Genomic DNA, 24,981 nt, shown 5'->3' with positions numbered 1-24,981 from the left:
GACGATGTTTGCTTCCGCATTTATGTTTGTGATGAGGACGGCTTCCAGCAGTCGGGCAATATGTTCAAGCGCGGCGGCCGGTGGGAGCTTCAGCCGCAATATTATATGAAAAACTGGAGCTGGCGCCCGTATTTTTTGGAAAACATTATTCGCATGCGCTCGCGCCGAAGAGGGATTTTGTCCGATTTATACACGGATATTGAAACAGGGGAAACGATCCGGACGTATTCGTATCCGATCGATGAGCGCCATTACTTGTTTATTGACTTGTCGTACAGCTATTTGTTTGAGCATGACGCCCATTATTGACTGCATAAAATCGCCTCATTGCGGCAAAGTAAACATGAGGTGAAACTTATGGCACAGTTAACTTTTGTGTTATCCGCCCTCTCTGTATTGATCGCGGTCATTGGGTTCGTCTATACGGTTCGCCTCGGACGCCAACAGCGTTGGCAAGGGGAGCTTGACGGGCCGATTCCGAAAACGGTCGAGGAGCATGCCTACTTGCGCAACCCGGTGTTCCTCGCTTACGTACTCGCTGTCTTGCTCGCCATTTTTGCCATTGGTTATTTGGCGTTGCGCTATTATTGAAAAAAAGGCCATTCCATTCATATGGGTGGCCTTTTTGCCTGTCCGCAAATGACGCTTTTTTCCACGACTTTTTTCCTTTGCCGGCGAATATATATGGAAGCGGAAGAGGCAAAGGGGGAATGGAGATGACGAAGCGGCTGCCGACAAGGCTGTCGGGCGAGGAAGCGGCGTTATTGCTTGACGTTTTGTTCAGCCAGCAATATGCACTCGAGCTCATCCGCTCCGAGCTGGCGGATATCGAAAACGGAGACAAGGAGGTCGATGAACACCGGTACCGGCAGCTGTTGCGTTTATACGACCGACTGTTGACAGAGGAAGAGGAAGGATAAAAATTGTTGTGCACTATCGCTATCGCAGGAAGCGATAGTCTTTTTTATGGTATGATAACAATGTGGAGAGGAGAAGATGCAGAAGAAAGGCGGAACATCGGCATGACATGGGAACACAATGAATTCATGCAAATGACTGTCAAGCCATTTCTGATTCCGGCGGATAAAGTGGCGCATGTGCAGCCGGGAAATTATTTGGATCATGCGCTGCTCGTCCTGACGAAAACCGGCTATTCAGCGATTCCAGTTCTCGATACATCGTATAAACTGCATGGGCTCATCAGCATGACGATGATGATGGATGCAATTTTAGGATTGGAGCGCATCGAATTTGAACGTCTCGAGACGATGAAGGTCGAAGAAGTGATGAACCGAAACATTCCGCGCCTGCGGCTTGACGACAGCCTGATGAAGGCAGTGGGGCTTATTGTCAATCATCCGTTCGTGTGTGTGGAAAATGACGACGGATATTTTGCAGGCATTTTCACTCGACGGGAAGTACTGAAGCAACTGAATAAACAGCTGCACAGGCCTAATGGCGGCCGGAAGCTAGGCCGAAAAGAGGCTGAACAATGAGCAGAAAGATAATCGTGTGCAATAACAAGAGCAGCTGGCTTTGGCTGATCAGTTCGGAAGCTGCGTGGCAACTTCCGCAAGTGCAAGCCTTCGAGAAGATATTTACAGCATTTTGCTCGATGAATTTGTGCTTGTCACAATGATCTCTGTTTTGCTAAAGTAAAAAAGAATACAGGTGTAAAGGAGGATATCGCCCATGAAGATGATGGACGCCAATGAAATCATTTCCTTTATTCAAAACAGCAAAAAATCGACACCAGTCAAAGTATACATAAAAGGGGATCTCGAAGGCATCGATTTCGGCTCAAGCGCCAAAACATTTATCACGGGCAACGTCGGCGTCGTGTTTGGCGAATGGCAAGACATTCAAGCGGCAATCGAAGCGAATCAAGACAAAATCGAGGACTATGTCGTCGAGAACGACCGCCGCAACTCGGCCATTCCGCTCCTGGATTTGAAAGGCATCAAGGCGCGCATTGAGCCGGGCGCCATCATCCGCGACCATGTCGAAATCGGCGACAACGCCGTCATTATGATGGGAGCGGTCATCAATATCGGCGCCGTCGTCGGCGAAGGAACGATGATCGACATGAATGCGGTGCTCGGCGGCCGGGCGACGGTCGGGAAAAACTGCCATATCGGCGCCGGCGCGGTGTTGGCAGGCGTGATCGAGCCGCCATCAGCCAAGCCGGTCGTCATTGAAGACGATGTGCTCGTCGGGGCGAATGCCGTTATTTTGGAAGGCGTCACGGTCGGCAAAGGAGCGGTTGTGGCTGCCGGCGCCGTTGTTGTCGAAGACGTGCCGCCGTATACGGTCGTGGCCGGCGTGCCGGCGCGCGTCATTAAGCAGATCGACGAGCAAACGCGGGCGAAAACGGAGATTAAGCAGGAGCTTCGCCAATTATAATCATCATAAAAGCTGTCCCTTCACACGAGGACAGCTTTTTTGCCCATGGAGGAGAGACGATGTCTGCGATCAGCCCATTTGTCGCCATTCGCCGCGACTTGCATCAAATTCCGGAGCTTGGGTTTCAGGAGTTTAAGACGCAGCAATATTTGCTTCGCTATATCCAGTCCCTGCCGCAAGAGCGGCTTCAAGTCCGGACGTGGAAAACGGGGATTTTCGTCAAAGTCAACGGAACATCGCCGCGCAAAACGATCGGCTACCGCGCCGATATGGACGGGCTGCCGATTCGCGAGGAGACCGGCTTGCCGTATCGGTCGAAACATGAAGGGCGCATGCACGCGTGCGGCCACGATGTGCATATGAGCATCGCTCTTGGTGTGCTCACCCATTTTGCTCATCATCCACTGAAAGACGATTTGCTGTTTGTATTCCAGCCGGCCGAGGAAGGACCGGGCGGAGCAAAGCCGATGTTAGAAAGCGACATCATGCGGGAATGGAAGCCGGATATCATCGTCGCCTTGCATATTGCGCCGGAATATCCCGTCGGCACGATTGCAACGAAAGAAGGGTTGCTGTTTGCCAATACGTCGGAGCTGTTTATCGATCTGAAGGGGAAAGGCGGCCACGCGGCGTTTCCGCATTTAGCGAATGACATGGTCGTCGCCGCCTGCGCATTGGTGACGCAGCTGCAGTCGATCGTCGCCCGCAACGTCGATCCGCTCGACAGCGCGGTCATTACGATCGGAAAAATTGCCGGCGGGACGGTGCAGAACGTCATTGCGGAGCACGCCCGGCTCGAAGGAACGATTCGGACGCTGTCGACTGCAGCGATGCAGAAGGTGAAGCGGCGGATTGAAGCGATCGTGCATGGCATTGAAGTCGCGTACGAATGTGAAGCATCCATCGATTACGGTGCCATGTACCATGAAGTGTATAATGATCCGGATCTGACAGCGGAATTTATGAAGTTTGCCAAGGCGCACGGCGGCGTGAATGTGATCCGTTGCAAAGAAGCGATGACTGGCGAAGATTTCGGCTATATGCTGGCGGACATCCCGGGTTTTATGTTTTGGCTTGGCGTCGCCTCACCATATGGGCTGCACCATGCAAAACTGGCTCCGAACGAGGAAGCGATCGACCGCGCCATCGCGTTTTTAATCGACTATTTTTCATGGAAAGGAAACGCAGAATGAAGTATAGTTCCGCCTCTAGCAACACACATTAATGAGTGTGAGGAGGTGGATTGTGATGGCGAAAATTGGTGTTGAGCCATCGTTGACGGACGTACAGGAAGCGTTGAAAGAGCGAGGATATGACGTTGTGCCGCTCCGAGGGGAGCAAGACGCAAGAGGCTGCGACTGCTGCGTCATTACCGGCCTGGACGCCAATATCGCCGGCATTCACAACATCGTGACGTCCGGTCCGGTCATTGAAGCGAGCGGGCTCACCGCAGAAGAGATTTGCCAAAAAGTCGAAGAAAAACTTCGCTGATGACGAACGTTCGGGCTGTGTGCGCTGCAGCCCGCTTTTGGGCGAAATGGCAAAATCGCATAGCGTAAAGGAATGGTGGAAAAGGAACGAAGAACGTTTTCGTTCCTTTTTCTTTTTTGCTAAAATAAGGGGAGAAACAATGCTTGATCAACGATGGAGGAGTGTCAATGAAAAAGAAACAGTTTGCCGTCATCGGCCTCGGGCGCTTTGGCGGCAGCATCTGCCGGACGCTGAGCGAACAAGGGATGGAAGTATTGGCCATCGATATTGATGAAGACCGGGTAAACGAATTTGCGTCGATCGCTTCGCACGCCGTCGTCGGCGACACGACCGATGAAAACGTGCTGAAAAGTTTAGGCATCCGCAACTTCGACCATGTCATTGTCGCGATCGGCGACAACATCCAGGCGAGCATTTTGACGACCCTGATTTTAAAAGAGCTCGGCGTCAACCATATTACGGTCAAGGCAACGAACGATTACCATGAGAAAGTGCTGAAAAAAATCGGCGCTGACCAAATCGTGCATCCAGAACGGGACATGGGCGAGCGGATCGCCCACAACTTGATTTCCAACAACGTCCTAGATTATCTGGAGCTGTCGGACAAATACAGCATTGTCGAAATCGTGGCAAGCGAGCGGCTTGACGGCCATTCGCTTTTGGAGCTTGACATCCGCGCCCGCTATGGCATCAACATCGTCGCCATCAAGCGTGGAACAAGCGTCATCGTCTCCCCGCTCGCCTCGGAAATCATCCGCAAAGGCGACGTGTTGGTCGTCATCGGCGCTGACAGCGACATTGACCGGTTTGAGGAAAAAGTGGTCGGTTGACGGCTGGCAGGCGGCCTGTGCATGATGATGACGGAAAAAGGGCATCCTTTTACAAGGACGCCCTTTTTTCTTTAGATTTCCATGATGATCGGCAAAATCATTGGCCGCCGTTTCGTCCGCTCGTACAAGAACGGAGCGAGCGTTTCCGTAATTTCGTTTTTGATCTCCGACCATTGGTTCGTTTTCCGTTCCAGCACTTTTTCGAGATGCTTGGAGATCAACACTTGCGCTTCGCTGATTAAGTCACCTGACTCACGCATATAGACGAAGCCGCGAGAAATAATGTCCGGGCCGGCGGCGATTTTGAACTCTTTCATGTTGATGCTGACGACGACAATCACGAGCCCTTCCTCAGACAAAATGCGGCGGTCGCGCAAGACGATGTTGCCGATGTCGCCGACACCGCTGCCGTCGATGTAGACGGAGCCGGACGGGATCTTGCCGACGATGCGCGCTTCTTTGTCGCTGATGCCAAGCACTTCGCCGTTGTCCATAATAAAGCAGTTTTCCTCCGGCACGCCGCAGTCGATGGCGAGCTTGGCGTGCATTTTTTGCATGCGGTATTCGCCGTGGATCGGCATGAAATATTTCGGCTTCATCAGCCGGATCATCAATTTTTGTTCTTCCTGCCCACCGTGGCCGGACGTATGGATGTCGTTGAGCGGGCCATGGATGACTTCTGCGCCGGCGCGGTACAGCATGTTGATTGTCCGGTTGACGCTCACCGTGTTGCCCGGAATCGGCGATGAGGAAAAGACGACCGTGTCGCCCGGGATGATTTGAATTTGCCGGTGCGTGCCGTTGGCGATGCGCGACAAGGCGGCCATCGGCTCCCCTTGGCTGCCGGTGCATAAAATCGTCACCCGGTTGGCCGGCAGGCGGTTGATTTCGTTCGCGTCGACGAACGTGCCTTTCGGACATTTGATATAGCCGAGGTCTTGTCCGATCTCAATCGCCGCTTCCATGCTTCGACCGAAGACAGCGATTTTTCGGTTGTTGGCGACGGCTGCTTCCGTCACCTGTTGGAGACGGTGGATGTTTGATGCAAATGTGGCGAAAATGATGCGTCCTTCCACCTTGCGGAAAATGTCGTGAATGCTTTCACCGACGCGCCGCTCCGACATCGTAAAATGCGGGATCTCGCTGTTCGTGCTGTCCGACAGCAGGCAAAGAACTCCTTCTTTCCCAATTTCGGCCATTTTTGTCAAATTGGCCGGCTCGCCGACCGGCGTAAAGTCGAATTTAAAATCCCCAGTGTGAACGATTTGCCCGACTGGCGTTTTCACAACAATACCGTAGCTGTCCGGAATGCTGTGTGTCGTCCGGAAAAAGGTGACGGCCGTTTTTTGAAAGCGGATGACATCGTCTTCGCGAATCTCAATGAGTTTCGCTTGGCGCAACAATCCATGTTCCTCAAGCTTATTGCGAATCAGCCCAAGCGCTAATTTGCCGCCGTAAATCGGGATGTTCACCTGCCGGAGCAAATACGGAATGCCGCCGATATGGTCTTCGTGCCCGTGGGTGATGAACAGTCCTTTCACTTTGTCCGCGTGCTTCACTAAATAGGAGTAGTCTGGAATGACATAGTCGATCCCGAGCAGCTCATCTTCCGGAAACTTAATGCCTGCGTCAATGACAATGATTTCGTCTTGGAATTGTACGCCGTATGTATTTTTTCCAATTTCACCCAGTCCGCCGAGGGCAAAAACGCCAACTTGCTGATCTGTCAACAGCTTCATGATGAAATCTCCAATACTTGAAAGTTCGGGCTTTTCTTTTCGTATTCTAGATGCGCTCCCTCTAACGGCTGAATATACTCAATATTGATCGGACGGCCTTCGAGTTTTCGGCGTACATCCCGCTCTGATTCTGCTTCGATGTAGAGTGTTTTCGTTTTTTCTCTCACGGGCGCCTCGTCTGCGTTTTCTTGGTAAAACACTTTGAAAATCATCGTGAAATCTCTCCTTATCGTACAATGGTTGCTCTATCTATTATATAAGAATGTAACTTTCTTTTCATGTATTTTGTTGCCAAAAGCAAAAAACAGGCGTGAGATGTGCCGACGATATGCATCATCTTTGACGAATGTTGCCCGCTTTATTCGCCAAAGTGGGAAAGAAGCCCTTCGAATGGAAGGGCTGTTGTTGTAACGGTCAGGCGATCAATTTTTTCCGGAGCAGGTCTTTCCACTGTTGAAGCAGCTTTTTTTTCAGCTTTTTCAACATGTTTCATCACTCCTTACCTTTTATTGTACTCATTTTGCGGCGAAAGTAAATGTTCTATTATATATGATATGTAGGCGGAGGTTTGTTTTTCATGGGTAAAAATGGAACAGATCGTGCCTCTTGGTTGACATTCCGGGCGTTTTTCAGTACGGTAGACAATGAACAATTTTTTAACAAGGGGAAGTGAACGTGGGCAGAAAAATCGTCTTTTTCGACATCGACGGCACGCTTCTTGATGAGCAAAAGCAGCTGCCGCTGTCAACGATCGAAGCGGTTCGCCGCCTGAAGCAGTCGGGCGTTTATGTCGCCATCGCCACCGGACGCGCTCCGTTTATGTTTGAGCATGTGCGCAAACAGCTTGGCATCGATTCGTTCGTCAGCTTCAACGGTCAGTACGTCGTTTTTGAAGGGAACGTGTTATACAAGCAGCCGCTCCGGCGCGAGAAAGTCAGGGCGCTGACAGAGGAAGCCCACAAAAACGGCCATCCGCTCGTCTTTATGGATGCGGAGAAAATGAGAGCGAGCATCGGCGACCATCCGCACATCCACGTCAGCATGGCGAGTCTAAAATTCGCCCACCCGCCTGTCGACCCTCTTTATTATGAGAACAAAGACATTTATCAAGCGCTTCTGTTTTGCCGCGCCGAGGAAGAAGAACCGTATGTGCGCAACTATCCCGAATTTCGCTTCGTCCGTTGGCATGACGTCTCGACGGATGTGCTGCCGGCAGGGGGCTCGAAGGCGGAAGGCATCCGCATGATGATCGAAAAGCTCGGGATCGATAAGAAGGATGTGTACGCGTTCGGCGACGGATTGAATGACATTGAAATGCTCTCGTTCGTCGGAACCGGGGTGGCGATGGGCAACGCCCATGAGGAAGTGAAAAGGGTCGCCGACTTCGTTACGAAACCGGTCGATAAGGAAGGCATTTGGTACGGATTGAAACAGCTGCAGCTCATCCGATAAAAAGCGGCCTTGGCCTTTTCGGCGAGGCCGCTCGCCATTGACAGCGGGCTTTTTAGCGCCCGATTGGAATCGCCCCGTCCGGCACTTGAAACGGGTCATCGGGGTTGATGCGGTCATAGAACATAATGCCGTTTAAATGATCGATTTCATGTTGGAAGACGATGGCCGGCAGCCCTTTCAAGCGCAGTGTGACTTCTTCGCCGTCGATCGTCGTCCCAGTGACCGTGATGCGGGCATAGCGCGGCACATACCCTGGCACGTCGCGGTCGACCGACAGGCAGCCTTCCCCGGTCGTCAAGTAACATTGCTGGACGGAATGGCTGACGATTTTCGGATTGAACAAGGCGTAGCTGTACAGCGTCCCGTTTTCATCGGTGACATGGACGGCGATCATCCGCTTTGAGACGTTGATTTGCGGGGCGGCAAGGCCAATGCCGGGCCGCAGGCCGTATTTAGCTGCCAGCTCCGGGTCTTGGCTCATTTTCACGTAGTCAAGCAAGCTTTGCAAAATGCGCTTATCTTCCTCTGAAGGCGGCAACGGAACGGGTTCGGCGATTTTCCGCAATGTCGGGTGCCCCTCTTTGATGATGTCCTTCATCGTGATCATTCGCTTCGTTCACTCCCTACGTTTGGCATCGCTGTCTATCGTTTAGTCTAACAAAATGAGCATCGATCGTAAATAAAAACGCAACCGCACGAATATATTATTCGAGTATAAGGAAAACAATAAGACAAATTCGAGAAAACGTTTTCATTATCTTGTCAAGCCACTGTGTGTTTTATATTTTGTGAAAATATAATACAGAACTCATACAGATGGTGAGGAATGTAATATAACAGTTTGTGGGCGGAATATTGCCAATTCCAATTTCACCCAAAAAATAAAGCAAAAAAACATGAGAAATCAAAGTCGTTGACGGTTGATCCAAGAACGTGTAAACTAAAACTTGCAAATGCATATTGTACTAATTCAGTCTTGAAAAATAGTGAAACAGATTTCGGCGCCTTTGTTGCTTGTGTTGGCGCCGGATGGCGGCCGTTTTTTATTTCTCTTTCATTTTGGGTACATTAATAGTATATGGGCGAATGTATTCTCATTTCTAAAATTTCTAATGAAAGGCAGAGGTGAATAACATGGGTGTGAAAACCTCCCAGTTTCGATTTGCGGAGCAGCTCGAGAAAGTAGCCGAGCAGTTCCCGACGTTTCAAATTTTGAATGAAGAAGGCGAAATCGTCAACGAAGAGGCGATGCCGGAGTTAAGCGATGAGCAGCTGAAAGAGCTGATGCGCCGCATGGTGTATACGCGCATACTCGACCAGCGCTCCATTTCGTTGAACCGCCAAGGCCGACTCGGGTTTTACGCGCCGACCGCCGGGCAAGAAGCGAGCCAAATCGCCAGCCATTTTGCGCTTGAGAAAGAAGATTTCATTTTGCCGGGATATCGCGACGTTCCGCAAATCATTTGGCACGGGCTTCCGCTTTATCAAGCGTTTTTGTTCTCGCGCGGCCACTTTCATGGCAACCAAATTCCTGAAGGCGTCAACGTCTTGCCGCCGCAAATCATCATCGGCGCCCAATACATTCAAGCGGCCGGCGTGGCGCTCGGCTTGAAAATGCGGGGCAAAAAGGCGGTGGCCATTACATATACCGGCGATGGGGGCACATCGCAAGGCGACTTTTATGAAGGGATCAACTTCGCGGGGGCGTTTAAGGCACCGGCCATCTTTGTTGTGCAAAACAACCGCTTTGCCATCTCGACGCCAGTGGAGAAGCAAACGATCGCCAAAACATTGGCGCAAAAAGCGGTCGCTGCCGGCATTCCGGGCATTCAAGTCGACGGCATGGATCCGCTTGCGGTCTACGCCGCGGTGAAAGCAGCCCGCGAACGCGCCATTAACGGCGAAGGGCCGACGCTCATCGAAACGCTTTGCTTCCGCTACGGTCCGCACACGATGTCCGGCGACGATCCGACGCGCTATCGTTCGAAAGAACTCGAAAACGAATGGGCGAAAAAAGACCCGCTTGTCCGCTTCCGCAAGTTTTTAGAAGCGAAAGGTTTATGGAGCGAAGAGGAAGAAAACCGCGTCATCGAGCAGGCGAAAGAGGACATCAAGGAAGCGATCAAAAAAGCGGACGAAACGCCGAAACAAAAAGTGACCGACTTAATCAGCATCATGTTCGAAGAGCTGCCGGCGAACTTAAAAGAGCAGTATGAAATTTATAAAGAGAAGGAGTCGAAGTAAGCCATGGCGCAAATGACAATGGTTCAAGCGATCACCGATGCGCTGCGCATCGAGATGAGAAACGATCCGAACGTGCTGGTGTTTGGCGAAGACGTTGGGGTCAACGGCGGCGTATTCCGGGTGACCGAAGGGCTGCAAGCTGAGTTTGGCGAAGAACGTGTGTTTGATACGCCGCTGGCCGAATCGGGGATCGGCGGTTTGGCGATCGGCTTGGCCTTGCAAGGGTTTCGCCCAGTGCCGGAAATTCAGTTTTTCGGGTTCGTCTATGAGGCGATGGATGCGATTTGCGGACAAATGGCGCGCATCCGCTACCGCACTGGCGGCCGCTACCATGTTCCGATTACGATTCGTTCGCCGTTTGGCGGCGGCGTCCATACGCCAGAATTGCACTCAGACAGCTTAGANGATTACGTACGGTGACTGGAGTTCAGACGTGTGCTCTTCCGATCTAGGCCGTTTGATACGCCGCTGGCCGAATCGGGGATCGGCGGTTTGGCGATCGGCTTGGCCTTGCAAGGGTTTCGCCCAGTGCCGGAAATTCAGTTTTTCGGGTTCGTCTATGAGGCGATGGATGCGATTTGCGGACAAATGGCGCGCATCCGCTACCGCACTGGCGGCCGCTACCATGTTCCGATTACGATTCGTTCGCCGTTTGGCGGCGGCGTCCATACGCCAGAATTGCACTCAGACAGCTTAGAAGGACTCGTCGCCCAACAGCCGGGCTTGAAAGTCGTCATCCCGTCGACGCCGTATGATGCGAAAGGATTGCTCATCTCGGCGATCCGCGACAACGACCCGGTTATTTTCCTTGAGCATTTGAAACTGTACCGTTCGTTCCGACAAGAGGTGCCCGAAGGAGAGTACACAATTCCGATCGGCAAAGCAGACATTAAGCGTGAAGGGAAAGACATTACGATTATCGCGTACGGGGCCATGGTGCATGAATCGTTAAAGGCGGCGGCAGAATTAGAGAAAGAAGGCATTTCTGCCGAAGTCGTCGACTTGCGCACCGTGCAGCCGCTCGATATTGAGACGATCATTGGTTCGGTCGAAAAAACGGGCCGCGCCATCGTCGTTCAAGAAGCGCAACGGCAAGCCGGCATCGCCGCCAACGTCGTTGCTGAAATTAACGAGCGCGCGATTTTAAGCCTTGAGGCGCCTGTATTGCGCGTCGCCGCGCCGGATACCGTCTATCCGTTCGCTCAAGCAGAATCGGTGTGGCTGCCGAACTTTAAAGACGTGATCGAGACGGCGAAAAAAGTGATCAACTTCTAATGTGGACAAGTCCGGGGGAGCGAAGCGCCTTCCCCCGCTCATTTTCGGCAAACGATAGGAGGTCGACCTACAGTGGCATTTGAATTTAAGCTGCCGGACATTGGCGAAGGCATTCACGAAGGCGAGATCGTCAAATGGTTCGTCAAGCCGGGCGATGAAGTGAACGAAGACGACGTGTTGTGCGAAGTGCAAAACGACAAAGCGGTCGTCGAGATCCCATCTCCTGTCAAGGGGAAAGTGCTTGAGATTCTCGTCCCGGAAGGAACGGTGGCGACGGTCGGGCAAACGCTCATTACGCTCGATGCGCCGGGCTATGAAAACATGACGTTTAAAGGACAAGAACACGAAGAAGTGAAAAAAGAGGAAAAAGCGGAAACGGTGTCGAAAAAGGAAATGGTTGAGACCGCTGCTCCGAGCGCACCGGCGGCCGAAGCGGAAGCCGACCCGAACCGCCGCGTCATCGCGATGCCGTCTGTGCGCAAATATGCGCGTGAAAAAGGCGTCGATATCCGCCTCGTCCAAGGCACGGGGAAAAACGGCCGCATTTTGAAAGAAGATATTGATGCCTTCCTCGCCGGCGGCGCGAAAGCCGCGGCTGAGCCGACGCCGCAAGCGGCGGAAGAGAAGGCAGCGCCGCAAGCGCCAGCGGCGAAACCGGTTGTGCCGGAAGGCGAATTCCCGGAAACGCGCGAGAAAATGAGCGGCATCCGTCGGGCGATCGCCAAGGCCATGGTGCATTCGAAACATACGGCCCCGCACGTGACGCTGATGGACGAAGCCGATGTGACGAAGCTTGTTGCTCACCGAAAAAAATTCAAGGCCATTGCCGCGGAAAAAGGCATCAAGCTGACGTTCTTGCCGTATGTCGTCAAAGCGCTTGTTTCCGCGCTGCGTGAATATCCGGTGCTGAATACGTCGATCGACGATGCGACGGAGGAAATTATTCATAAGCATTACTACAACATCGGCATCGCCGCTGATACGGATCGAGGGTTGCTCGTGCCGGTCATTAAACATGCCGACCGGAAGCCGATTTTCGCGCTGGCGAAGGAAATCAACGAACTCGCTGAAAAAGCGCGCGAAGGCAAACTGATGCCAAACGAAATGAAAGGCGCATCGTGCACGATCACGAACATCGGCTCAGCCGGCGGGCAATGGTTTACGCCGGTCATCAACCATCCGGAAGTGGCGATTCTTGGCATCGGCCGCATTGCCGAAAAACCGATCGTCCGCGACGGTGAAATTGTCGCTGCTCCGGTCTTGGCGCTCTCGTTGAGCTTTGACCATCGGATGATCGACGGAGCGACGGCGCAAAAAGCGCTCAACCATATCAAGCAGCTGTTAAGCGATCCAGAATTATTATTAATGGAGGCGTAAAACGATGGTAGTTGGCGATTTTGCAATTGAAACAGAAACGCTCGTCGTTGGCGCCGGCCCTGGCGGCTATGTCGCCGCCATCCGCGCCGCACAGCTCGGCCAAAAAGTGACGATTGTGGAAAAAGGAAATTTGGGCGGCGTCTGCTTAAACGTCGGTTGCATCCCGTCCAAGGCGCTTATCTCGGCAAGCCATCGCTACGAGCAGGCGAAGCATTCCGAAGAGATGGGCATCAAGGCGGAAAACGTCACGGTTGATTTCTCGAAAGTGCAAGAATGGAAAGCGAGCATCGTCAAAAAATTGACGGGCGGCGTCGAAGGACTTCTCAAAGGCAACAAAGTCGACATCGTCAAGGGGGAAGCGTACTTCGTCGACGCCAATACGGTGCGCGTGGTCAACGGCGATAGCGCGCAGACGTATACGTTTAAAAACGCGATTCTGGCCACCGGTTCGCGTCCGATCGAGCTGCCGAACTTCAAGTTTTCCGGCCGCATTCTCGACTCGACCGGTGCGCTCAACCTCGGGGAAATCCCGAAATCGCTCGTTGTCATCGGCGGCGGCTACATCGGCATCGAACTCGGTACGGCTTACGCCAATTTTGGTGCGAAAGTGACGATTCTTGAAGGGGCCGGTGAGATTTTATCCGGCTTTGAAAAGCAAATGGTGTCCATCATTAAGCGCCGTCTGAAGAACAAAGGGGTCGAAGTTGTGACGAATGCGCTCGCAAAAGGAGCCGAAGAGCGTGCAGACGGCGTGACGGTCACGTATGAGGCGAACGGCGAAACGAAAACGATCGACGCCGACTATGTGTTGGTGACGGTCGGCCGCCGACCGAATACAGATGAACTTGGTCTTGAACAAATCGGCATCAAAATGACGAACCGCGGCTTGATTGAAGTGGACCAACAATGCCGGACAAGCGTGCCGAACATTTTCGCCATCGGCGACATCGTTCCAGGCCCGGCGCTTGCTCATAAAGCGTCGTATGAAGGGAAAGTGGCGGCGGAAGCCATCGCCGGCCATCCGTCGGTAGTGGATTACATCGCCATTCCGGCTGTGGTCTTCTCCGATCCGGAATGCGCCTCGGTCGGCTACTTTGAACAACAGGCGAAAGAGGAAGGCATCGACGTCATTACGGCGAAATTCCCGTTTGCCGCCAACGGCCGCGCTCTGTCACTCAACGATACGGACGGTTTCCTGAAGCTTGTCGTCCGCAAAGAAGACGGCGTTGTGATTGGAGCGCAAATCATCGGCCCGAACGCCTCGGATATGATCGCCGAGCTTGGGCTGGCCATTGAAGCCGGCATGACGGCGGAAGATATCGCGTTGACGATTCATGCCCACCCGACGCTTGGCGAAATCGCCATGGAAGCGGCGGAAGTGGCGCTTGGCACGCCGATTCATATCATTGCGAAGTAACGGAAAACGAAGGTGCCCCAAACACAGCGGGGCACCTTTTTCCTGCGGTGCAATAAGCAGGGAACATCATCCAGAAGCAAGATGATTGGCAGAAAAGAAATGAATCTGCGGCGACAGCTGTATGTTCGCCTGTTGCTGCGCCCGGTCGACAGTCTTTTGTCCAAAGGAGCGGCCTGGTCCATTTCTTGTCCAATTTCCCATACTATTTTCCGCTCTCGCTTCATATCGTTATGGTAAAGAACAAGCGGGAGATGGAGTTGAAATGAAAGCTTACGTTGCATTTTTGATGCAGATGATGATTTGGAGCAGTTTCTCATTGATCGAGTGGCTGTCAGGAAGAGACCGCCTGTTTTTCCGCGGGCTGATGCTGTGCATCTTTATGTACATCGCGTTTTTGCTGGCCCGCCAGCTCGGCTTGGCGACGCGCAAGGCGGCGCTGACGACGATTGGGACGGCGGCGGTGTACTTTGCCGGTCAGCATGTCATTTGGCAGGCCGTTCAATAAAAAACAGCGGTCGAATGCCCGCTGTTTACGCGCTGCCAAACACCATTGTCCGGCCGCTGAACAAGTGCAGTTCACCGCCGAGCGTTTTCGCCAGCCATTTGCTGAATTCATTGGCCTTCCCTTTATCCCCATGCGTCGCCCCCGGCGGCAGTGCGATGTCAATGAATGTCTCTTCTCCAGCTGTTCGCACGGAAATCGCCATCCCTTTGTACAAGCGGCCGTCGCCTTGCAAGTAGAGAACGGATTCGTGTATGCGGACCGTATACGGGAAAGCGGCCTGTTCGTACGCCCAACCAAGCTGTTCCCCTGTCTTTTTGAGCGCCATCTGGTAGCGCTCGAGCAGCTGTTTGACGTCCTCGATGGTCATCGTTTTCCCCGCAGGCAGCTTTAGATCGGTGTTCATCATTCCTTCCCCTCCCACCATTTCCATTGCGTCTTTATCCTTATTGTACCATATGTTGGCGGACAATAAATGGAAAAAGGGCGTTTTCAAAAAAGTTCTTTTTTATTAAATGTGATATACAAATTAGGATTGACAATTGAAATGTGATATATTATTATGAAATCAACAAGCGAATTTATCATCACAAAGGGGTTTTGGGGATGGGCACGATCGTATGTCAAACGTGTGATGCGACGATTGCGTATTTCGAAGATGAAAAAGTGACGACGCTTTATGGGAAATGTGATTGCTGCGAGCATGACAATGAGGGCGGAGAAAAAGAATAAAACGGTCAAACCGATGGGGGAAAGGAACGGATAGAGGCGCGCATGTCGACAAGTCACATGCGCGCCGTTTATTTTTGGCAAACAAGCACAAGCCAGGCAAACCGGCTTGTGCGGTCAGCGGATCGGTTTATATTCCTTAATGACACGCAACGTCTGCAGCGTGTCGTCTTCCGGCCCTTGGACAGGGAGGCCGGCAGCCAAGTTCGTCTCAATATACTTCAAGTTTTCTTCCGTGATGATTTCGCCTGGAATAAAAATTGGAATGCCAGGCGGATACACCATCACAAATTCGGCGATGATTCGGCCGGCCGATTCGTGAAACGGCACGACTTCCGTTTCGGCGTAAAACGCATCGCGCGGCGTCAAGGCGAGCGCCGGGATGTCCGGAAGGAGCACTTTCGGCTTGATCCCTTTCTCTGCCTGATGGCTGAACTGCTTCGACAAGCGGCGGAGCGCTTCAACGAGCAGGCTCGCCTCCCGTTCGGTATCGCCCGGGGTGATGATGCACAAAATGTTGTATAAATCGGAAAGCTCGACTTCAATGTTGTACGTTTCGCGCAGCCACCGTTCGACGTCATGGCCGGTCAGCCCGAGCTCTTTAACCGAAATGATGAGCTTTGTCGGATCGTAGTCGTACGTTGCTTCCGTGCCTAAAATCTCTTCGCCGACGCAGTACAAATATGGAATCTCGTTGATTTGCCGGCGCGTCCAGTCGGCGAGTCGAATGGCTTTGTCGATGAGTTCACGCCCTTTCGTCGCCAACTGTTTGCGGGCGACATCAAGCGAAGCGAGCAACAAGTACGACGTTGAAGTCGTCGTCAGCATGCTTAAAATCGCCTGCACGTGTTTCGCGGAGACGAGTCCTTCGCGCACATTCAAAATCGAGCTTTGCGTCAGCGATCCGCCGAGCTTATGGACGCTTGTCGCCGCCATATCGGCGCCCGCTTGCATCGCTGAGAGCGGCAAGTCCTCATGAAAATGAATGTGCACGCCGTGCGCTTCGTCGACAAGCACCGGAACGTTGTACGAGTGGGCGATATCGACGATTTTTTTCAAATCGCCGGCAATGCCAAAGTACGTCGGGTTGATGACGAGCACCCCTTTGGCGTCCGGGTGCTGGCGGAGCGCTTTTTCCACTGCTTGCGGCGTAATGCCATGGGAAATGCCAAGCTCTTTGTCGATTTCGGGATGAATGAAAATGGGCGTCGCTCCAGAAAAGACAATGGCCGACATGACCGATTTATGGACGTTGCGCGGCACGATGATTTTATCGCCCGGCCCGGCGACCGACATGACCATCGTCATGATGGCGCCGCTCGTTCCTTGCACGGAAAAAAACGTATAATCGGCGCCGAACGCTTCGGCAGCGAGCTCCTGCGCCCGTTTGATCATCCCTTTTGGATGGTGCAAGTCATCGAGCGGGCTGATGTTGATTAAATCAATCGCCAAGGCGTTGTCTCCGATGAAAGCGCGAAACTCCGGATCCATGCCGGCCCCTTTTTTATGGCCGGGAATGTGAAATTGAACCGGATTTTTTTTCATATGCTCCAACAAACCGGTAAACAATGGTGTCTCGAGTTGCGACAATGGTTTTTCACACCTCTTTATCTCGAGGATAAAACAAGTGCATTATAGCATGGATTTTTCCGTTTGCAAAGAAGAAATGAATGGACGCTGAAAAAGGAAAACAGCGGTTCAAGAGAGAAATAAAAGAAAGACAAAACAAAAAGGGGGCGTTATCGAAATGAAATGGAGAACGAGGGTGACAGAGCTGCTCGGCATTACATATCCGATCATTCAAGGGGGACTCGCTTACTTGGCGTACGCTGATTTGGCCGCAGCGGTCTCGAACGCCGGTGGGCTCGGACAAATTACGGCGATGTCGCTCGATGGACCGGAGCAACTGCGCGAGGAAATCCGCAAGGTGAAGGAAAAAACCGATCGGCCGTTCGGCGTCAATTTCGCCATTGGCCAGCACGGCCGCCCGTTTGCTCATATGCTTGAAGCAGCGCTTGATGAGGGGGTGCCGGTCGTTTCGGTCACCGGCGGCAATCCAGCGCCGTTTTTTGAACAATTGAAAGGAACGAACGTGAAAAAGCTCGTGCTCGTTGCCGCCGTCCGCCAGGCAGTGAAAGCAGAGGAGCTCGGTGCTGATGCGGTGATGGTCGTCGGTCAGGAAGGGGGCGGGCATCTCGGCAAATACGATACTGGCACGTTCGTCCTTATTCCGAAAGTCGTTGACTCCGTATCGATTCCGGTCATCGCCTCGGGCGGCATCGCCGATGGACGCGGGTTGATGGCGGCATTGGCGCTTGGAGCGGAAGGGATTGAGATGGGAACGCGGTTTATCGCCACGAAAGAATGCGTTCATGCTCATCCCGCATATAAAGAAATGATTCTCAACGCCACCGAAAACGATACGGTCATCATTAAACGGTCGCTCGGGGCGCCAGGGCGGGTGCTGGCCAACGCCTGGGCGGAAAAAATATTGGAAATCGAGCGCCAAGGCGGTACGTATGATGATTTAAAAGAATATATTAGCGGAGAAGCGAACCGGCGCTTCATTTACGAAGGAAAGGTGGACGAAGGATTCGCTTGGGCCGGGCAGGCGATCGGGCTCATTCACGACGTTCCGTCCGTCGCTGAGTTGTTTGCCCGCATGATTGAAGAGGCGGAACAAATTCGGCGCCGTTGGGCAAACTAACGGTGGAGGTGGAACAATGGGTTATTCCTATCCATTTTCCTACGACTGGTCAACACAAGAAATCATTGATGGTCATAGTTCCCCTTGGATTATCGCTGTGGTATAATTCGAGCCACAACGGAAGCGCGGTAGGTAAACGCACAAATTAGTTGCATACACCCCTTTTTCCACATAATATAATATAAAACAAAATGAAGCAGCACATTCGTGACGGGCGCCGGAAGTTTAGCGGATGATAGGGAAAGGGGTGCGGACGAATATGAAAAAAACCGCCAATTCGCTGAAGCGACCAGATGGAGACAAACGCATGGCGGTGTTGCGGCTCGAACTCGATTACGAATTAGCGACGCTGTACGAGGCCATGATGGAAAACGATGAAGAAAAGAAAAAAGAGTGCAAACGGCGGCTTGAAAAGCTGCGCCAAGAACTGATGCGCCTTCAAGTATGATTCTGATTCAAGGCGAACCATCTTTCCGGTTCGTTTTTTTCTTGAGCGGTGTCCGCCCCCGTTCCGGTTGCGATCTATACATAACCGAAGGCAGGAGGAATCAATATGGCAGAAAAATGGGAAGAAATCGACCGATACGCCCGGCAATGGATCGACGAAGCAGGAAAGCGCATCCGCGCCTCGTTTGCAAAACAGCTGACGGTGGAAGCGAAAGAGAACCCGAACGACTTAGTGACGAACGTTGACCGCGCCATTGAGCAATTTTTCGCCGAGCACATCCGCCGCCAGTTCCCTAGCCACCGCCTGTTGGGGGAAGAAGGATTTGGCGACCGGATCGATGCCTTGGACGGCGTTGTTTGGGTGATTGACCCGATCGACGGCACGATGAATTTCGTTCATCAGCGGCGCCATTTTGCTGTATCGATCGGCATTTTTGAAGATGGCATCGGACAGCTCGGCTACGTGTATGACGTCGTGTTTGACGAACTGTATGCGGCGCAAAAAGGGCGAGGGGTGTTTTTGAACGGGGAGCCGCTTGGCCTCCTGCAGCCCGCGCCAGTGACGGAGTCGATCATTGCCATCAACGGGACATGGCTCATGGAAAACAAGCGCCTCGACCATCGCCCGCTCATGAGGCTGGCGAAAGAGGCGCGCGGCACGCGCTCGTATGGTTCAGCGGCGCTTGAGCTCGCGTATGTTGCCGCCGGCCGTTTGGACGCCTACATTTCGCCGCGCCTGTCGCCGTGGGATTTCGCCGGCGGGATGATTTTGATTGAAGAAGCGGGCGGAATGGTGACGACCCTTGACGGGAAGCCGCTGGATCTGCTTGGCCGCAATTCGGTGCTTGCTGCGAAACCTGGGGTGCACGAAGAAATTTTGCGGCGCTATCTTCACGATTGATGGGGCGCGAAATCGCGAAAACGGGACAAGCATCCAGCTTGTCCCGTTTTTCAACGCGTCCGTTTTTTATGGGCGAACCCGGCGCCCATGGCGGCGATAAAGATGAGCGTGGAAGCGGCGATGCCGATCAAACTTTGCTCGGCGATGAAGACGCCGATCGCCATGATGGCGGCGACGGCAAGAATGGCGAGCAACAGAGGTACAGGCTCGATCCGTTTCATTGGGTTGACTCCTTTCTGGCAAAGTGGGCGTCTTTTTCTAGTGTACCGGAAAACATGCCGATTTTCTATCGGTTGTGATATAATAGACAAGCAGTTTGCCGAACAGGAGTGACCGACATTGACGAACAAACGAATCGATCTTCGCAATATCGCGATCATCGCTCACGTCGACCATGGGAAAACGACGCTCGTTGACCAGCTGCTTCGGCAGTCAGGGACGTTCCGCGAAAACGAACAAGTCGCGGAGCGGGCGCTTGACCGCAACGATTTGGAGCGGGAGCGCGGCATTACGATTTTGGCAAAAAACACTGCTGTCTTGTATAAAGGAACGCGCATCAACATTTTGGATACGCCGGGACACGCTGATTTCGGAGGGGAAGTGGAGCGGATCATGCGCCTTGTCGACGGCGTCTTGCTTGTCGTCGATGCGTATGAAGGCTGCATGCCGCAGACGCGGTTTGTGCTGAAAAAGGCGCTTGAGCAGCAGCTTGTGCCGATCGTCGTCGTCAACAAAATCGACCGCGAATTTGCTCGGCCGGCGGAAGTCGTTGATGAGGTGCTCGACCTGTTTATCGAACTTGGTGCTTCTGAGGAGCAGCTCGAGTTTCCAGTCGTGTACACATCAGCGCTGCGCGGGACGGCAAGCCTCGATCCGGATCGCCAGGACGGTGACATGACCGCCTTGTTTGAGACGATCATCGAGCATATTCCGGCGCCGGCGGACAACCGCAGCGAACCGTTGCAGTTTCAAGTGGCGCTGCTCGACTATAATGAATATGTCGGACGCATCGGCATCGGCCGCATTTTCCGCGGCACGATGAAAACAGGCCAGCAAGTCGCTCTCTTAAAGCGCGACGGTGCCGTCAAGATGTTTCGTGTCACGAAGCTGTTTGGTTTTATTGGGTTGAAGCGGATTGAGATTGAAGAAGCGCACGCTGGCGACATCGTCGCGGTCGCCGGGATGGAGGACATCAATGTCGGTGAAACGGTTTGCCCGCCCGATCATCAAGAGCCGCTGCCGCCGCTTCGCATCGATGAGCCGACGTTGAAAATGACGTTTCTCGTCAACAACAGCCCGTTTGCGGGGCGCGAAGGCAAATACGTGACGGCGAGAAAGCTGGAGGAGCGGCTTCGCACCCAGCTGGAGACGGATGTCAGTCTGCGCGTTGAGCCGACCGAGTCGCCGGATGCGTGGATTGTCTCCGGCCGCGGGGAGCTTCATTTGGCGATTTTGATTGAAAGCATGCGCCGCGAAGGATACGAACTGCAAGTATCGAAGCCGGAAGTCATTCTAAAAGAGATTGACGGTGTCACGTGCGAGCCGATCGAGCGGGTCGTCATTGACATCCCGGAGGAATATACGGGAGCGATCATGGAGTCGCTCGGCAGCCGCAAGGGCGAGCTCGTCGATATGGTGCACGGCGACAACGGGCAGGTGCGTCTCGTCTTCCTTGTGCCGTCGCGTGGCTTGATCGGCTATCGGAGTGAATTTATGTCGTTGACGCGCGGATATGGAATTTTAAACCATTCGTTTGACCATTATGCCCCCGTGCAGCCTGGCGCCATCGGCGGCCGCCGCCAAGGGGTGCTCGTCTCGATGGAAACCGGAAAGGCGACGGCTTACAGCATCATGCAACTTGAGGATCGCGGCGCCATTTTTGTTGAGCCGGGCACTGAAGTGTACGAAGGGATGATCGTCGGCGAGCATAACCGCGAAAACGACCTGGTCGTCAACATTTGCCGCGAAAAACATGTCACCAACATGCGTTCATCGACGAAAGAACAGACGGCGACGATGAAAAAGCCGCGTCTGTTGACGCTTGAAGAAGCGCTCGAGTATTTGAATGATGATGAATATTGTGAAGTGACGCCAGCCTCGATCCGGTTGCGCAAAAAAATCTTGAATAAAAGCGAGCGTGAAAAGGCGGAGAAGAAAAAGAAAGCGGTTGAGCAGGCGAAATAGCCGGAAGCGCCATGCGCGCGTCTTTAGTTTGCGAACAATCGAAAACGCCTTGGAGAAGGGCGCTATTAGGATGAACGGGAGGGGAATGATGTGAATGTGCTCGAACGGCTCACGTTTTTCGCCTCGCTTTATAAGGTGCACGATAATCCCGAGCGAGGTATGTGGCTATTGTATGTGACAGTGTTGTTGCTTGCCGCGCTTGTGTATCGACTCGGTTTTGCCCGCCGCCTGCCGCTGTTGAAAAACGTCATCATTTACGTCTTGCTGGCGCTTGGCTGCACGGTTTTGACCTTTTTTGCCGTCTTTTTGCCGGTGGCAGAAGGATTGGCCGTCGCCGCCCTCGTATTAATCATTTATAAAGTGCGCCTGAAGCAGGCGAAAGAGGGAGAAAAGTCATGAAATCCGTGCAGGATGCCCTTTATAACTGGCTGACGATCCACATCGTCGCCAAAGCCCGTCCGCACGATGCGGCGGCGCGCGATACGGCCTCGTTTTTCCGCGCCATCTTGGAAAACGACTTTGGTGTGACGGCCGTAGACGCCGTCAAAGATGAAACGAATGGGCAATACATCGTCGAATATGTGCGCGGCGGGGAAACAAAGGCGGCGTGTTTCCCGCTTGAGCTGGCTGAGGCGATGTGGCGGCAGATCGAAGCCGAACCGGAAAAGTATGGATGATGACAACCAAAAAGGCGCGGAAAAGCGATCGCTCTTCCGCACCGTTTTTTTTTTGCAGGATCACCAATCATCGTCTGCGCGGCGGCCGCGATAGAAGCGGAACTTTCCTGTTGCCAGCCGCTGTTTCGTTTTTTCGGCGATGCGGTCGTGGCATTCGCGGCACATGTACGTGTGGATCGGGCGGTTGCGCAGCCGCTTGGCGAGCGGCGATTCATCGTCGATCGTATCGATTTGGTCGCAAAGCACGCATTTGACTCTCATTGTTCACCTCAATACATCCAAACGCGAAATGGTAGAGTGTTCTTTCGTTCCCATTATACCACATTTCCCGCGATCGTTTGTTGATTCAAATGCATTTCACTCCCGCTTTCCTCGGAAATGAGCCGCGCTTTCTGTTCCATTATAACCCACACAGAAACCGTTTATCGATTTAAATGTTCATTCGATTGCTTGTTTTGCTGTTCGTTCAGTTGCCGCTCCTCCCGTTCGTTCAGCTGTCCGTCATTTTCTTCGGTGGGCTTCGGCGTCGTTTCAAACAAGTCGCTCGGCACTTCCGGCATCACTCGTCCGACGATGTCGGCGATTTCGTTCATGAACGCTTGCACCGGCCTCCCCTCATCGATTTGCCGGCCGATGTTGCGCACGCGGGTGTAAAGATCTGGGTCAGCGACAATAATAGCGTTCGCGCCGTACGGATCTTTTTGCAATGCTTCGGCGACGGAATATTTGATGGTGCCGACGCGTGAGGCATCCATATTGGCGCCGACGTCAATGCCGACGATGGCATATTTGCCGACGACGATCGCGGCGGCATTGTGAACGTTTGGAACACGGTCGGCGATTTCTGCAAGCCGGCGGGCGATCTCTTGCCCGGATTTGTTCTCGACGCGTTCATCGACCGTATTTTTGACACGCACGAGTGAACGATTGGGCTCGTTCGCTTCATGATCGTTTCCAAACGTGCAGCCGCTGAAAATCAAAAGGGGAAGGAAGAAAACGGCGAGCCAGCAGTTTCTCTTCATAATGGGCCACCTCGACTTTTTTTCTTTAGTTTGCAAATGTCCTTCTATCTTTATACATGTTTTCATATGTTGTATTACAGCCATTCCCATCCAACGGAAAAACGTGAAAAACTCACATGGGGGGAAGCGGAATTTGGGAAAAAAAATTTACGTGCTCGATACGAACGTGCTGTTGCAAGATCCGTATTCGATTTTCGCGTTTGAGGATAATGAGGTCGTCATTCCAGCGGTCGTGCTTGAGGAAGTGGATTCGAAAAAGCGGTATATGGATGAAATTGGTAGAAATGCCCGCCAAGTGTCAAAGCTCATCGACCGTCTGCGCGAAAACGGCAAGCTGCATGAAAAAATTCCGCTTGAAAACGGAGGGGCGCTTCGCATTGAGTTGAACCATCGTTCGTTTCATCAACTGCAAGAAATTTTTGTCGAAAAAACAAATGACAACCGCATTCTGGCGGTGGCGAAAAATTTATCGCTTGAAGAGCAGGCGAAGGAAGATGGACGCTCTGTCATTTTGGTGAGCAAGGATGCGCTCGTGCGCGTCAAAGCGGATGCCATCGGGCTGCAGGCAGAAGACTTTTTAAGCGACCGCGTCGTTGATGTCGACCATATTTACAGCGGATTTTTGGAGCTGTACATAGGAAAGGACCACCTGCAGCGGTTTTACGACAAAGGGGAGCTCGTGCTCGCTGATATCGCCGACCACCCGTTTTATCCGAACCAGTTCATCATTATGAAAGACGCGTTTGGCAGCTCGGCGTCAGCGATTGGCATTGTCGACCAAAACGGCAAAAAAGTGAAAAAGCTCATCTTCCATCACGAACATATATGGGGCATTCGCCCGCGCAACGTGCAGCAGACGATGGCGTTTGAGCTTCTCATGCGCGACGACATTCCGCTTGTGACGCTAATCGGCAAAGCCGGAACGGGCAAGACGTTGCTTGCCCTTGCCGCGGGGTTGATGCAAACGGAAGATTTGCGCACATACAAAAAATTGCTCGTCGCTCGGCCGATTGTGCCGATGGGGAAAGATCTCGGCTTTCTGCCGGGAGAAAAGGAAGAAAAGCTGCGCCCGTGGATGCAGCCGATTTTTGACAACTTGGAATACTTGTTCAACACGAAAAAACCGGGGGAGCTCGATGCGATTTTAGCCGGCATGAGCTCGATTGAAGTGGAGGCGCTCACGTACATCCGCGGCCGGAGCCTGCCGGAGCAGTTTATCATCATTGATGAGGCGCAAAATTTAACGAAGCATGAAGTGAAGACGATTTTGACACGCGTTGGGGAGAAAAGTAAAATCATTTTAATGGGCGATCCGGAACAGATCGACCATCCGTATTTGGATGAATATAACAACGGGTTGACGTACGTCGTCGAAAAGTTTAAAGACCAAAAAATCGCCGGCCATATCCGGCTCGTCAAAGGGGAGCGTTCGGCGCTCGCACAGCTTGCCGCTGATTTGCTGTAGCTAGGCGTTCCTCAGAGCATCCGCCGTTAAAGAACGGGTGCCAGGCGCGCGGCCCGACGCCGCGAACGTTTCGAAAGGCGCCCGCCGCCTGGGGCGCTGTGGAAAACATCTGGGGTCAA

Annotated in this window: 31 protein-coding genes and 1 pseudogene; 23 read left to right on the top strand and 9 right to left on the bottom strand. The window is 52.9% G+C overall.

Features of this window, described 5'->3' with window-relative positions; translation table 11 throughout:
- From T260_RS0120375 to T260_RS128460, 8 genes are all read left to right on the top strand, one after another.
- The coding region (locus tag T260_RS0120375) for an EAL-associated domain-containing protein (RefSeq protein ID WP_031212799.1) at positions 1–309 on the top strand (309 nt) is incomplete at its 5' end.
- Positions 310–357: 48 nt separating this feature from the next.
- The gene (locus T260_RS128430; protein WP_011230546.1) at positions 358–591 is read left to right on the top strand and encodes a hypothetical protein; all 234 of its coding nucleotides are present in this window, start codon (positions 358–360) and stop codon (positions 589–591) included.
- Positions 592–716: 125 nt separating this feature from the next.
- A complete protein-coding gene (gene abbA, locus T260_RS128435) occupies positions 717–920 on the top strand; it encodes an antirepressor AbbA (RefSeq protein WP_013145903.1) in 204 nt (67 codons plus the stop codon).
- 102 nt (positions 921–1,022) lie between these two features.
- Positions 1,023–1,496 (top strand): cyclic-di-AMP-binding protein CbpB, encoded by a 474-nt coding sequence (gene cbpB, locus T260_RS128440; RefSeq protein ID WP_011230548.1) that lies wholly within the window; start codon positions 1,023–1,025, stop codon positions 1,494–1,496.
- A 196-nt stretch (positions 1,497–1,692) separates the two neighbouring features.
- Positions 1,693–2,403 (top strand): 2,3,4,5-tetrahydropyridine-2,6-dicarboxylate N-acetyltransferase, encoded by a 711-nt coding sequence (gene dapD / locus T260_RS128445; protein WP_011230549.1) that lies wholly within the window; start codon positions 1,693–1,695, stop codon positions 2,401–2,403.
- Positions 2,404–2,462: 59 nt separating this feature from the next.
- A complete protein-coding gene (locus T260_RS128450) occupies positions 2,463–3,596 on the top strand; it encodes an N-acetyldiaminopimelate deacetylase (protein WP_011230550.1) in 1,134 nt (377 codons plus the stop codon).
- 55 nt (positions 3,597–3,651) lie between these two features.
- The gene (locus tag T260_RS128455) at positions 3,652–3,894 is read left to right on the top strand and encodes a YkuS family protein (RefSeq protein ID WP_011230551.1); all 243 of its coding nucleotides are present in this window, start codon (positions 3,652–3,654) and stop codon (positions 3,892–3,894) included.
- 167 nt (positions 3,895–4,061) lie between these two features.
- Entirely contained in the window at positions 4,062–4,724 is a 663-nt protein-coding gene (locus T260_RS128460; protein ID WP_011230552.1) for a potassium channel family protein, read from the top strand.
- 71 nt (positions 4,725–4,795) lie between these two features.
- On the opposite strand, the gene rnjA is transcribed toward T260_RS128460, so the two are convergent.
- The 3 genes from rnjA to T260_RS1000000140515 form a co-directional block, all read right to left on the bottom strand.
- The gene (rnjA, locus tag T260_RS128465; protein WP_011230553.1) at positions 4,796–6,463 is read right to left on the bottom strand and encodes a ribonuclease J1; all 1,668 of its coding nucleotides are present in this window, start codon (positions 6,461–6,463) and stop codon (positions 4,796–4,798) included.
- The gene (locus T260_RS128470) at positions 6,460–6,675 is read right to left on the bottom strand and encodes a DNA-dependent RNA polymerase subunit epsilon (protein WP_011230554.1); all 216 of its coding nucleotides are present in this window, start codon (positions 6,673–6,675) and stop codon (positions 6,460–6,462) included. Before T260_RS128470 ends, rnjA begins: the two co-directional genes overlap by 4 nt.
- 146 nt (positions 6,676–6,821) lie before the next feature.
- Complete coding sequence (locus T260_RS1000000140515; protein WP_014195339.1) at positions 6,822–6,956, bottom strand: hypothetical protein; 135 nt, start codon at positions 6,954–6,956, stop codon at positions 6,822–6,824.
- Between the two features lie 176 nt (positions 6,957–7,132).
- Here T260_RS1000000140515 and T260_RS128475 point away from each other — a divergent pair, with 176 nt between their 5' ends.
- Positions 7,133–7,915, top strand: coding sequence for a Cof-type HAD-IIB family hydrolase (locus tag T260_RS128475; RefSeq protein ID WP_020278630.1), 783 nt, complete (start codon positions 7,133–7,135; stop codon positions 7,913–7,915).
- A 52-nt stretch (positions 7,916–7,967) separates the two neighbouring features.
- Here the strand turns inward: T260_RS128475 and def are convergent, their stop codons facing one another.
- A complete protein-coding gene (gene def / locus T260_RS128480) occupies positions 7,968–8,522 on the bottom strand; it encodes a peptide deformylase (protein ID WP_011230557.1) in 555 nt (184 codons plus the stop codon).
- A 527-nt stretch (positions 8,523–9,049) separates the two neighbouring features.
- Here def and pdhA point away from each other — a divergent pair.
- The 6 genes and pseudogenes from pdhA (at position 9,050) to T260_RS128500 (ending at position 14,733) form a co-directional block, all read left to right on the top strand.
- Positions 9,050–10,159, top strand: a complete 1,110-nt coding sequence (gene pdhA / locus T260_RS128485) for a pyruvate dehydrogenase (acetyl-transferring) E1 component subunit alpha (RefSeq protein WP_014195342.1) — start codon at positions 9,050–9,052, stop codon at positions 10,157–10,159.
- A gap of 3 nt (positions 10,160–10,162) precedes the next feature.
- Entirely contained in the window at positions 10,163–10,579 is a 417-nt protein-coding gene (locus T260_RS1000000141140; protein WP_081712610.1) for an alpha-ketoacid dehydrogenase subunit beta, read from the top strand.
- Between the two features lie 30 nt (positions 10,580–10,609).
- Positions 10,610–11,434 (top strand): annotated as a pseudogene (pdhB, locus tag T260_RS0120365) (pyruvate dehydrogenase complex E1 component subunit beta); the annotation flags it as partial.
- A gap of 72 nt (positions 11,435–11,506) precedes the next feature.
- A complete protein-coding gene (locus tag T260_RS128490) occupies positions 11,507–12,811 on the top strand; it encodes a dihydrolipoamide acetyltransferase family protein (protein WP_013145897.1) in 1,305 nt (434 codons plus the stop codon).
- Positions 12,812–12,815: 4 nt separating this feature from the next.
- Complete coding sequence (lpdA, locus tag T260_RS128495; protein WP_011230561.1) at positions 12,816–14,228, top strand: dihydrolipoyl dehydrogenase; 1,413 nt, start codon at positions 12,816–12,818, stop codon at positions 14,226–14,228.
- Between the two features lie 262 nt (positions 14,229–14,490).
- Complete coding sequence (locus T260_RS128500) at positions 14,491–14,733, top strand: hypothetical protein (protein ID WP_011230562.1); 243 nt, start codon at positions 14,491–14,493, stop codon at positions 14,731–14,733.
- 25 nt (positions 14,734–14,758) lie between these two features.
- On the opposite strand, the gene T260_RS128505 is transcribed toward T260_RS128500, so the two are convergent.
- Positions 14,759–15,139, bottom strand: a complete 381-nt coding sequence (locus T260_RS128505; RefSeq protein ID WP_013145895.1) for a DUF1885 family protein — start codon at positions 15,137–15,139, stop codon at positions 14,759–14,761.
- A 197-nt stretch (positions 15,140–15,336) separates the two neighbouring features.
- Here T260_RS128505 and T260_RS128510 point away from each other — a divergent pair, with 197 nt between their 5' ends.
- The gene (locus T260_RS128510; protein ID WP_011230564.1) at positions 15,337–15,462 is read left to right on the top strand and encodes a GapA-binding peptide SR1P; all 126 of its coding nucleotides are present in this window, start codon (positions 15,337–15,339) and stop codon (positions 15,460–15,462) included.
- Between the two features lie 114 nt (positions 15,463–15,576).
- Here the strand turns inward: T260_RS128510 and T260_RS128515 are convergent, their stop codons facing one another.
- A complete protein-coding gene (locus T260_RS128515; RefSeq protein ID WP_011230565.1) occupies positions 15,577–17,049 on the bottom strand; it encodes an aminotransferase class I/II-fold pyridoxal phosphate-dependent enzyme in 1,473 nt (490 codons plus the stop codon).
- A gap of 157 nt (positions 17,050–17,206) precedes the next feature.
- Here T260_RS128515 and T260_RS128520 point away from each other — a divergent pair, with 157 nt between their 5' ends.
- The 3 genes from T260_RS128520 to T260_RS128530 all read left to right on the top strand — a co-directional run bounded on the left by T260_RS128520 (position 17,207) and on the right by T260_RS128530 (position 19,514).
- Positions 17,207–18,166, top strand: a complete 960-nt coding sequence (locus tag T260_RS128520) for an NAD(P)H-dependent flavin oxidoreductase (protein ID WP_011230566.1) — start codon at positions 17,207–17,209, stop codon at positions 18,164–18,166.
- A gap of 259 nt (positions 18,167–18,425) precedes the next feature.
- Positions 18,426–18,614, top strand: coding sequence for a YkzI domain-containing protein (locus T260_RS128525; RefSeq protein WP_011230567.1), 189 nt, complete (start codon positions 18,426–18,428; stop codon positions 18,612–18,614).
- Between the two features lie 105 nt (positions 18,615–18,719).
- A complete protein-coding gene (locus T260_RS128530) occupies positions 18,720–19,514 on the top strand; it encodes an inositol monophosphatase family protein (RefSeq protein WP_011230568.1) in 795 nt (264 codons plus the stop codon).
- A 50-nt stretch (positions 19,515–19,564) separates the two neighbouring features.
- Here T260_RS128530 and T260_RS1000000139820 read toward each other — a convergent pair whose 3' ends face one another.
- On the bottom strand, positions 19,565–19,735 hold the full coding sequence (locus T260_RS1000000139820; protein WP_011230569.1) for a DUF5325 family protein: 171 nt from the start codon (positions 19,733–19,735) through the stop codon (positions 19,565–19,567).
- 118 nt (positions 19,736–19,853) lie between these two features.
- Between T260_RS1000000139820 and typA the strand changes: the two genes are divergently transcribed.
- The 3 genes from typA to T260_RS128545 all read left to right on the top strand — a co-directional run bounded on the left by typA (position 19,854) and on the right by T260_RS128545 (position 22,375).
- A complete protein-coding gene (typA, locus tag T260_RS128535) occupies positions 19,854–21,698 on the top strand; it encodes a translational GTPase TypA (protein WP_011230570.1) in 1,845 nt (614 codons plus the stop codon).
- A gap of 90 nt (positions 21,699–21,788) precedes the next feature.
- Positions 21,789–22,097 (top strand): YlaH-like family protein, encoded by a 309-nt coding sequence (locus T260_RS128540; protein WP_014195349.1) that lies wholly within the window; start codon positions 21,789–21,791, stop codon positions 22,095–22,097.
- Positions 22,094–22,375, top strand: coding sequence for a hypothetical protein (locus tag T260_RS128545; protein WP_011230572.1), 282 nt, complete (start codon positions 22,094–22,096; stop codon positions 22,373–22,375). Before T260_RS128540 ends, T260_RS128545 begins: the two co-directional genes overlap by 4 nt.
- A 60-nt stretch (positions 22,376–22,435) precedes the next feature.
- Here T260_RS128545 and T260_RS128550 read toward each other — a convergent pair whose 3' ends face one another.
- On the bottom strand, positions 22,436–22,636 hold the full coding sequence (locus T260_RS128550) for a YlaI family protein (protein ID WP_011230573.1): 201 nt from the start codon (positions 22,634–22,636) through the stop codon (positions 22,436–22,438).
- Positions 22,637–22,797: 161 nt separating this feature from the next.
- The gene (locus T260_RS128555) at positions 22,798–23,397 is read right to left on the bottom strand and encodes a YhcN/YlaJ family sporulation lipoprotein (protein WP_013145886.1); all 600 of its coding nucleotides are present in this window, start codon (positions 23,395–23,397) and stop codon (positions 22,798–22,800) included.
- 133 nt (positions 23,398–23,530) lie between these two features.
- Here T260_RS128555 and T260_RS128560 point away from each other — a divergent pair, with 133 nt between their 5' ends.
- Positions 23,531–24,862, top strand: a complete 1,332-nt coding sequence (locus T260_RS128560; protein ID WP_011230575.1) for a PhoH family protein — start codon at positions 23,531–23,533, stop codon at positions 24,860–24,862.
- Positions 24,863–24,981 lie beyond the last annotated feature (119 nt).

The sequence above is a fragment of the Geobacillus thermopakistaniensis genome (genome assembly GCF_000498995.1).
Lineage (GTDB): Bacteria > Bacillota > Bacilli > Bacillales > Anoxybacillaceae > Geobacillus > Geobacillus thermoleovorans.
Note: the sequence above shows the minus strand (reverse complement) of the source record. Positions and strands in the feature narration are given on the sequence as shown.

Excerpts from the sequence above, each read along its gene's own strand:
- T260_RS128430 (WP_011230546.1), top strand. The coding sequence starts at position 358 with ATGGCACAGTTAACTTTTGTGTTATCCGCCCTCTCTGTATTGATCGCG.
- abbA (WP_013145903.1), top strand. The coding sequence starts at position 717 with ATGACGAAGCGGCTGCCGACAAGGCTGTCGGGCGAGGAAGCGGCGTTA.
- cbpB (WP_011230548.1), top strand. The coding sequence starts at position 1,023 with ATGACATGGGAACACAATGAATTCATGCAAATGACTGTCAAGCCATTT.
- dapD (WP_011230549.1), top strand. The coding sequence starts at position 1,693 with ATGAAGATGATGGACGCCAATGAAATCATTTCCTTTATTCAAAACAGC.
- T260_RS128450 (WP_011230550.1), top strand. The coding sequence starts at position 2,463 with ATGTCTGCGATCAGCCCATTTGTCGCCATTCGCCGCGACTTGCATCAA.
- T260_RS128455 (WP_011230551.1), top strand. The coding sequence starts at position 3,652 with ATGGCGAAAATTGGTGTTGAGCCATCGTTGACGGACGTACAGGAAGCG.
- T260_RS128460 (WP_011230552.1), top strand. The coding sequence starts at position 4,062 with ATGAAAAAGAAACAGTTTGCCGTCATCGGCCTCGGGCGCTTTGGCGGC.
- rnjA (WP_011230553.1), bottom strand. The coding sequence starts at position 6,463 with ATGAAGCTGTTGACAGATCAGCAAGTTGGCGTTTTTGCCCTCGGCGGA.
- T260_RS128470 (WP_011230554.1), bottom strand. The coding sequence starts at position 6,675 with ATGATTTTCAAAGTGTTTTACCAAGAAAACGCAGACGAGGCGCCCGTG.
- T260_RS1000000140515 (WP_014195339.1), bottom strand. The coding sequence starts at position 6,956 with ATGAAACATGTTGAAAAAGCTGAAAAAAAAGCTGCTTCAACAGTGGAA.
- def (WP_011230557.1), bottom strand. The coding sequence starts at position 8,522 with ATGATCACGATGAAGGACATCATCAAAGAGGGGCACCCGACATTGCGG.
- pdhA (WP_014195342.1), top strand. The coding sequence starts at position 9,050 with ATGGGTGTGAAAACCTCCCAGTTTCGATTTGCGGAGCAGCTCGAGAAA.
- lpdA (WP_011230561.1), top strand. The coding sequence starts at position 12,816 with ATGGTAGTTGGCGATTTTGCAATTGAAACAGAAACGCTCGTCGTTGGC.
- T260_RS128500 (WP_011230562.1), top strand. The coding sequence starts at position 14,491 with ATGAAAGCTTACGTTGCATTTTTGATGCAGATGATGATTTGGAGCAGT.
- T260_RS128505 (WP_013145895.1), bottom strand. The coding sequence starts at position 15,139 with ATGATGAACACCGATCTAAAGCTGCCTGCGGGGAAAACGATGACCATC.
- T260_RS128510 (WP_011230564.1), top strand. The coding sequence starts at position 15,337 with ATGGGCACGATCGTATGTCAAACGTGTGATGCGACGATTGCGTATTTC.
- T260_RS128520 (WP_011230566.1), top strand. The coding sequence starts at position 17,207 with ATGAAATGGAGAACGAGGGTGACAGAGCTGCTCGGCATTACATATCCG.
- T260_RS128525 (WP_011230567.1), top strand. The coding sequence starts at position 18,426 with ATGAAAAAAACCGCCAATTCGCTGAAGCGACCAGATGGAGACAAACGC.
- T260_RS128530 (WP_011230568.1), top strand. The coding sequence starts at position 18,720 with ATGGCAGAAAAATGGGAAGAAATCGACCGATACGCCCGGCAATGGATC.
- T260_RS1000000139820 (WP_011230569.1), bottom strand. The coding sequence starts at position 19,735 with ATGAAACGGATCGAGCCTGTACCTCTGTTGCTCGCCATTCTTGCCGTC.
- T260_RS128545 (WP_011230572.1), top strand. The coding sequence starts at position 22,094 with ATGAAATCCGTGCAGGATGCCCTTTATAACTGGCTGACGATCCACATC.
- T260_RS128550 (WP_011230573.1), bottom strand. The coding sequence starts at position 22,636 with ATGAGAGTCAAATGCGTGCTTTGCGACCAAATCGATACGATCGACGAT.
- T260_RS128555 (WP_013145886.1), bottom strand. The coding sequence starts at position 23,397 with ATGAAGAGAAACTGCTGGCTCGCCGTTTTCTTCCTTCCCCTTTTGATT.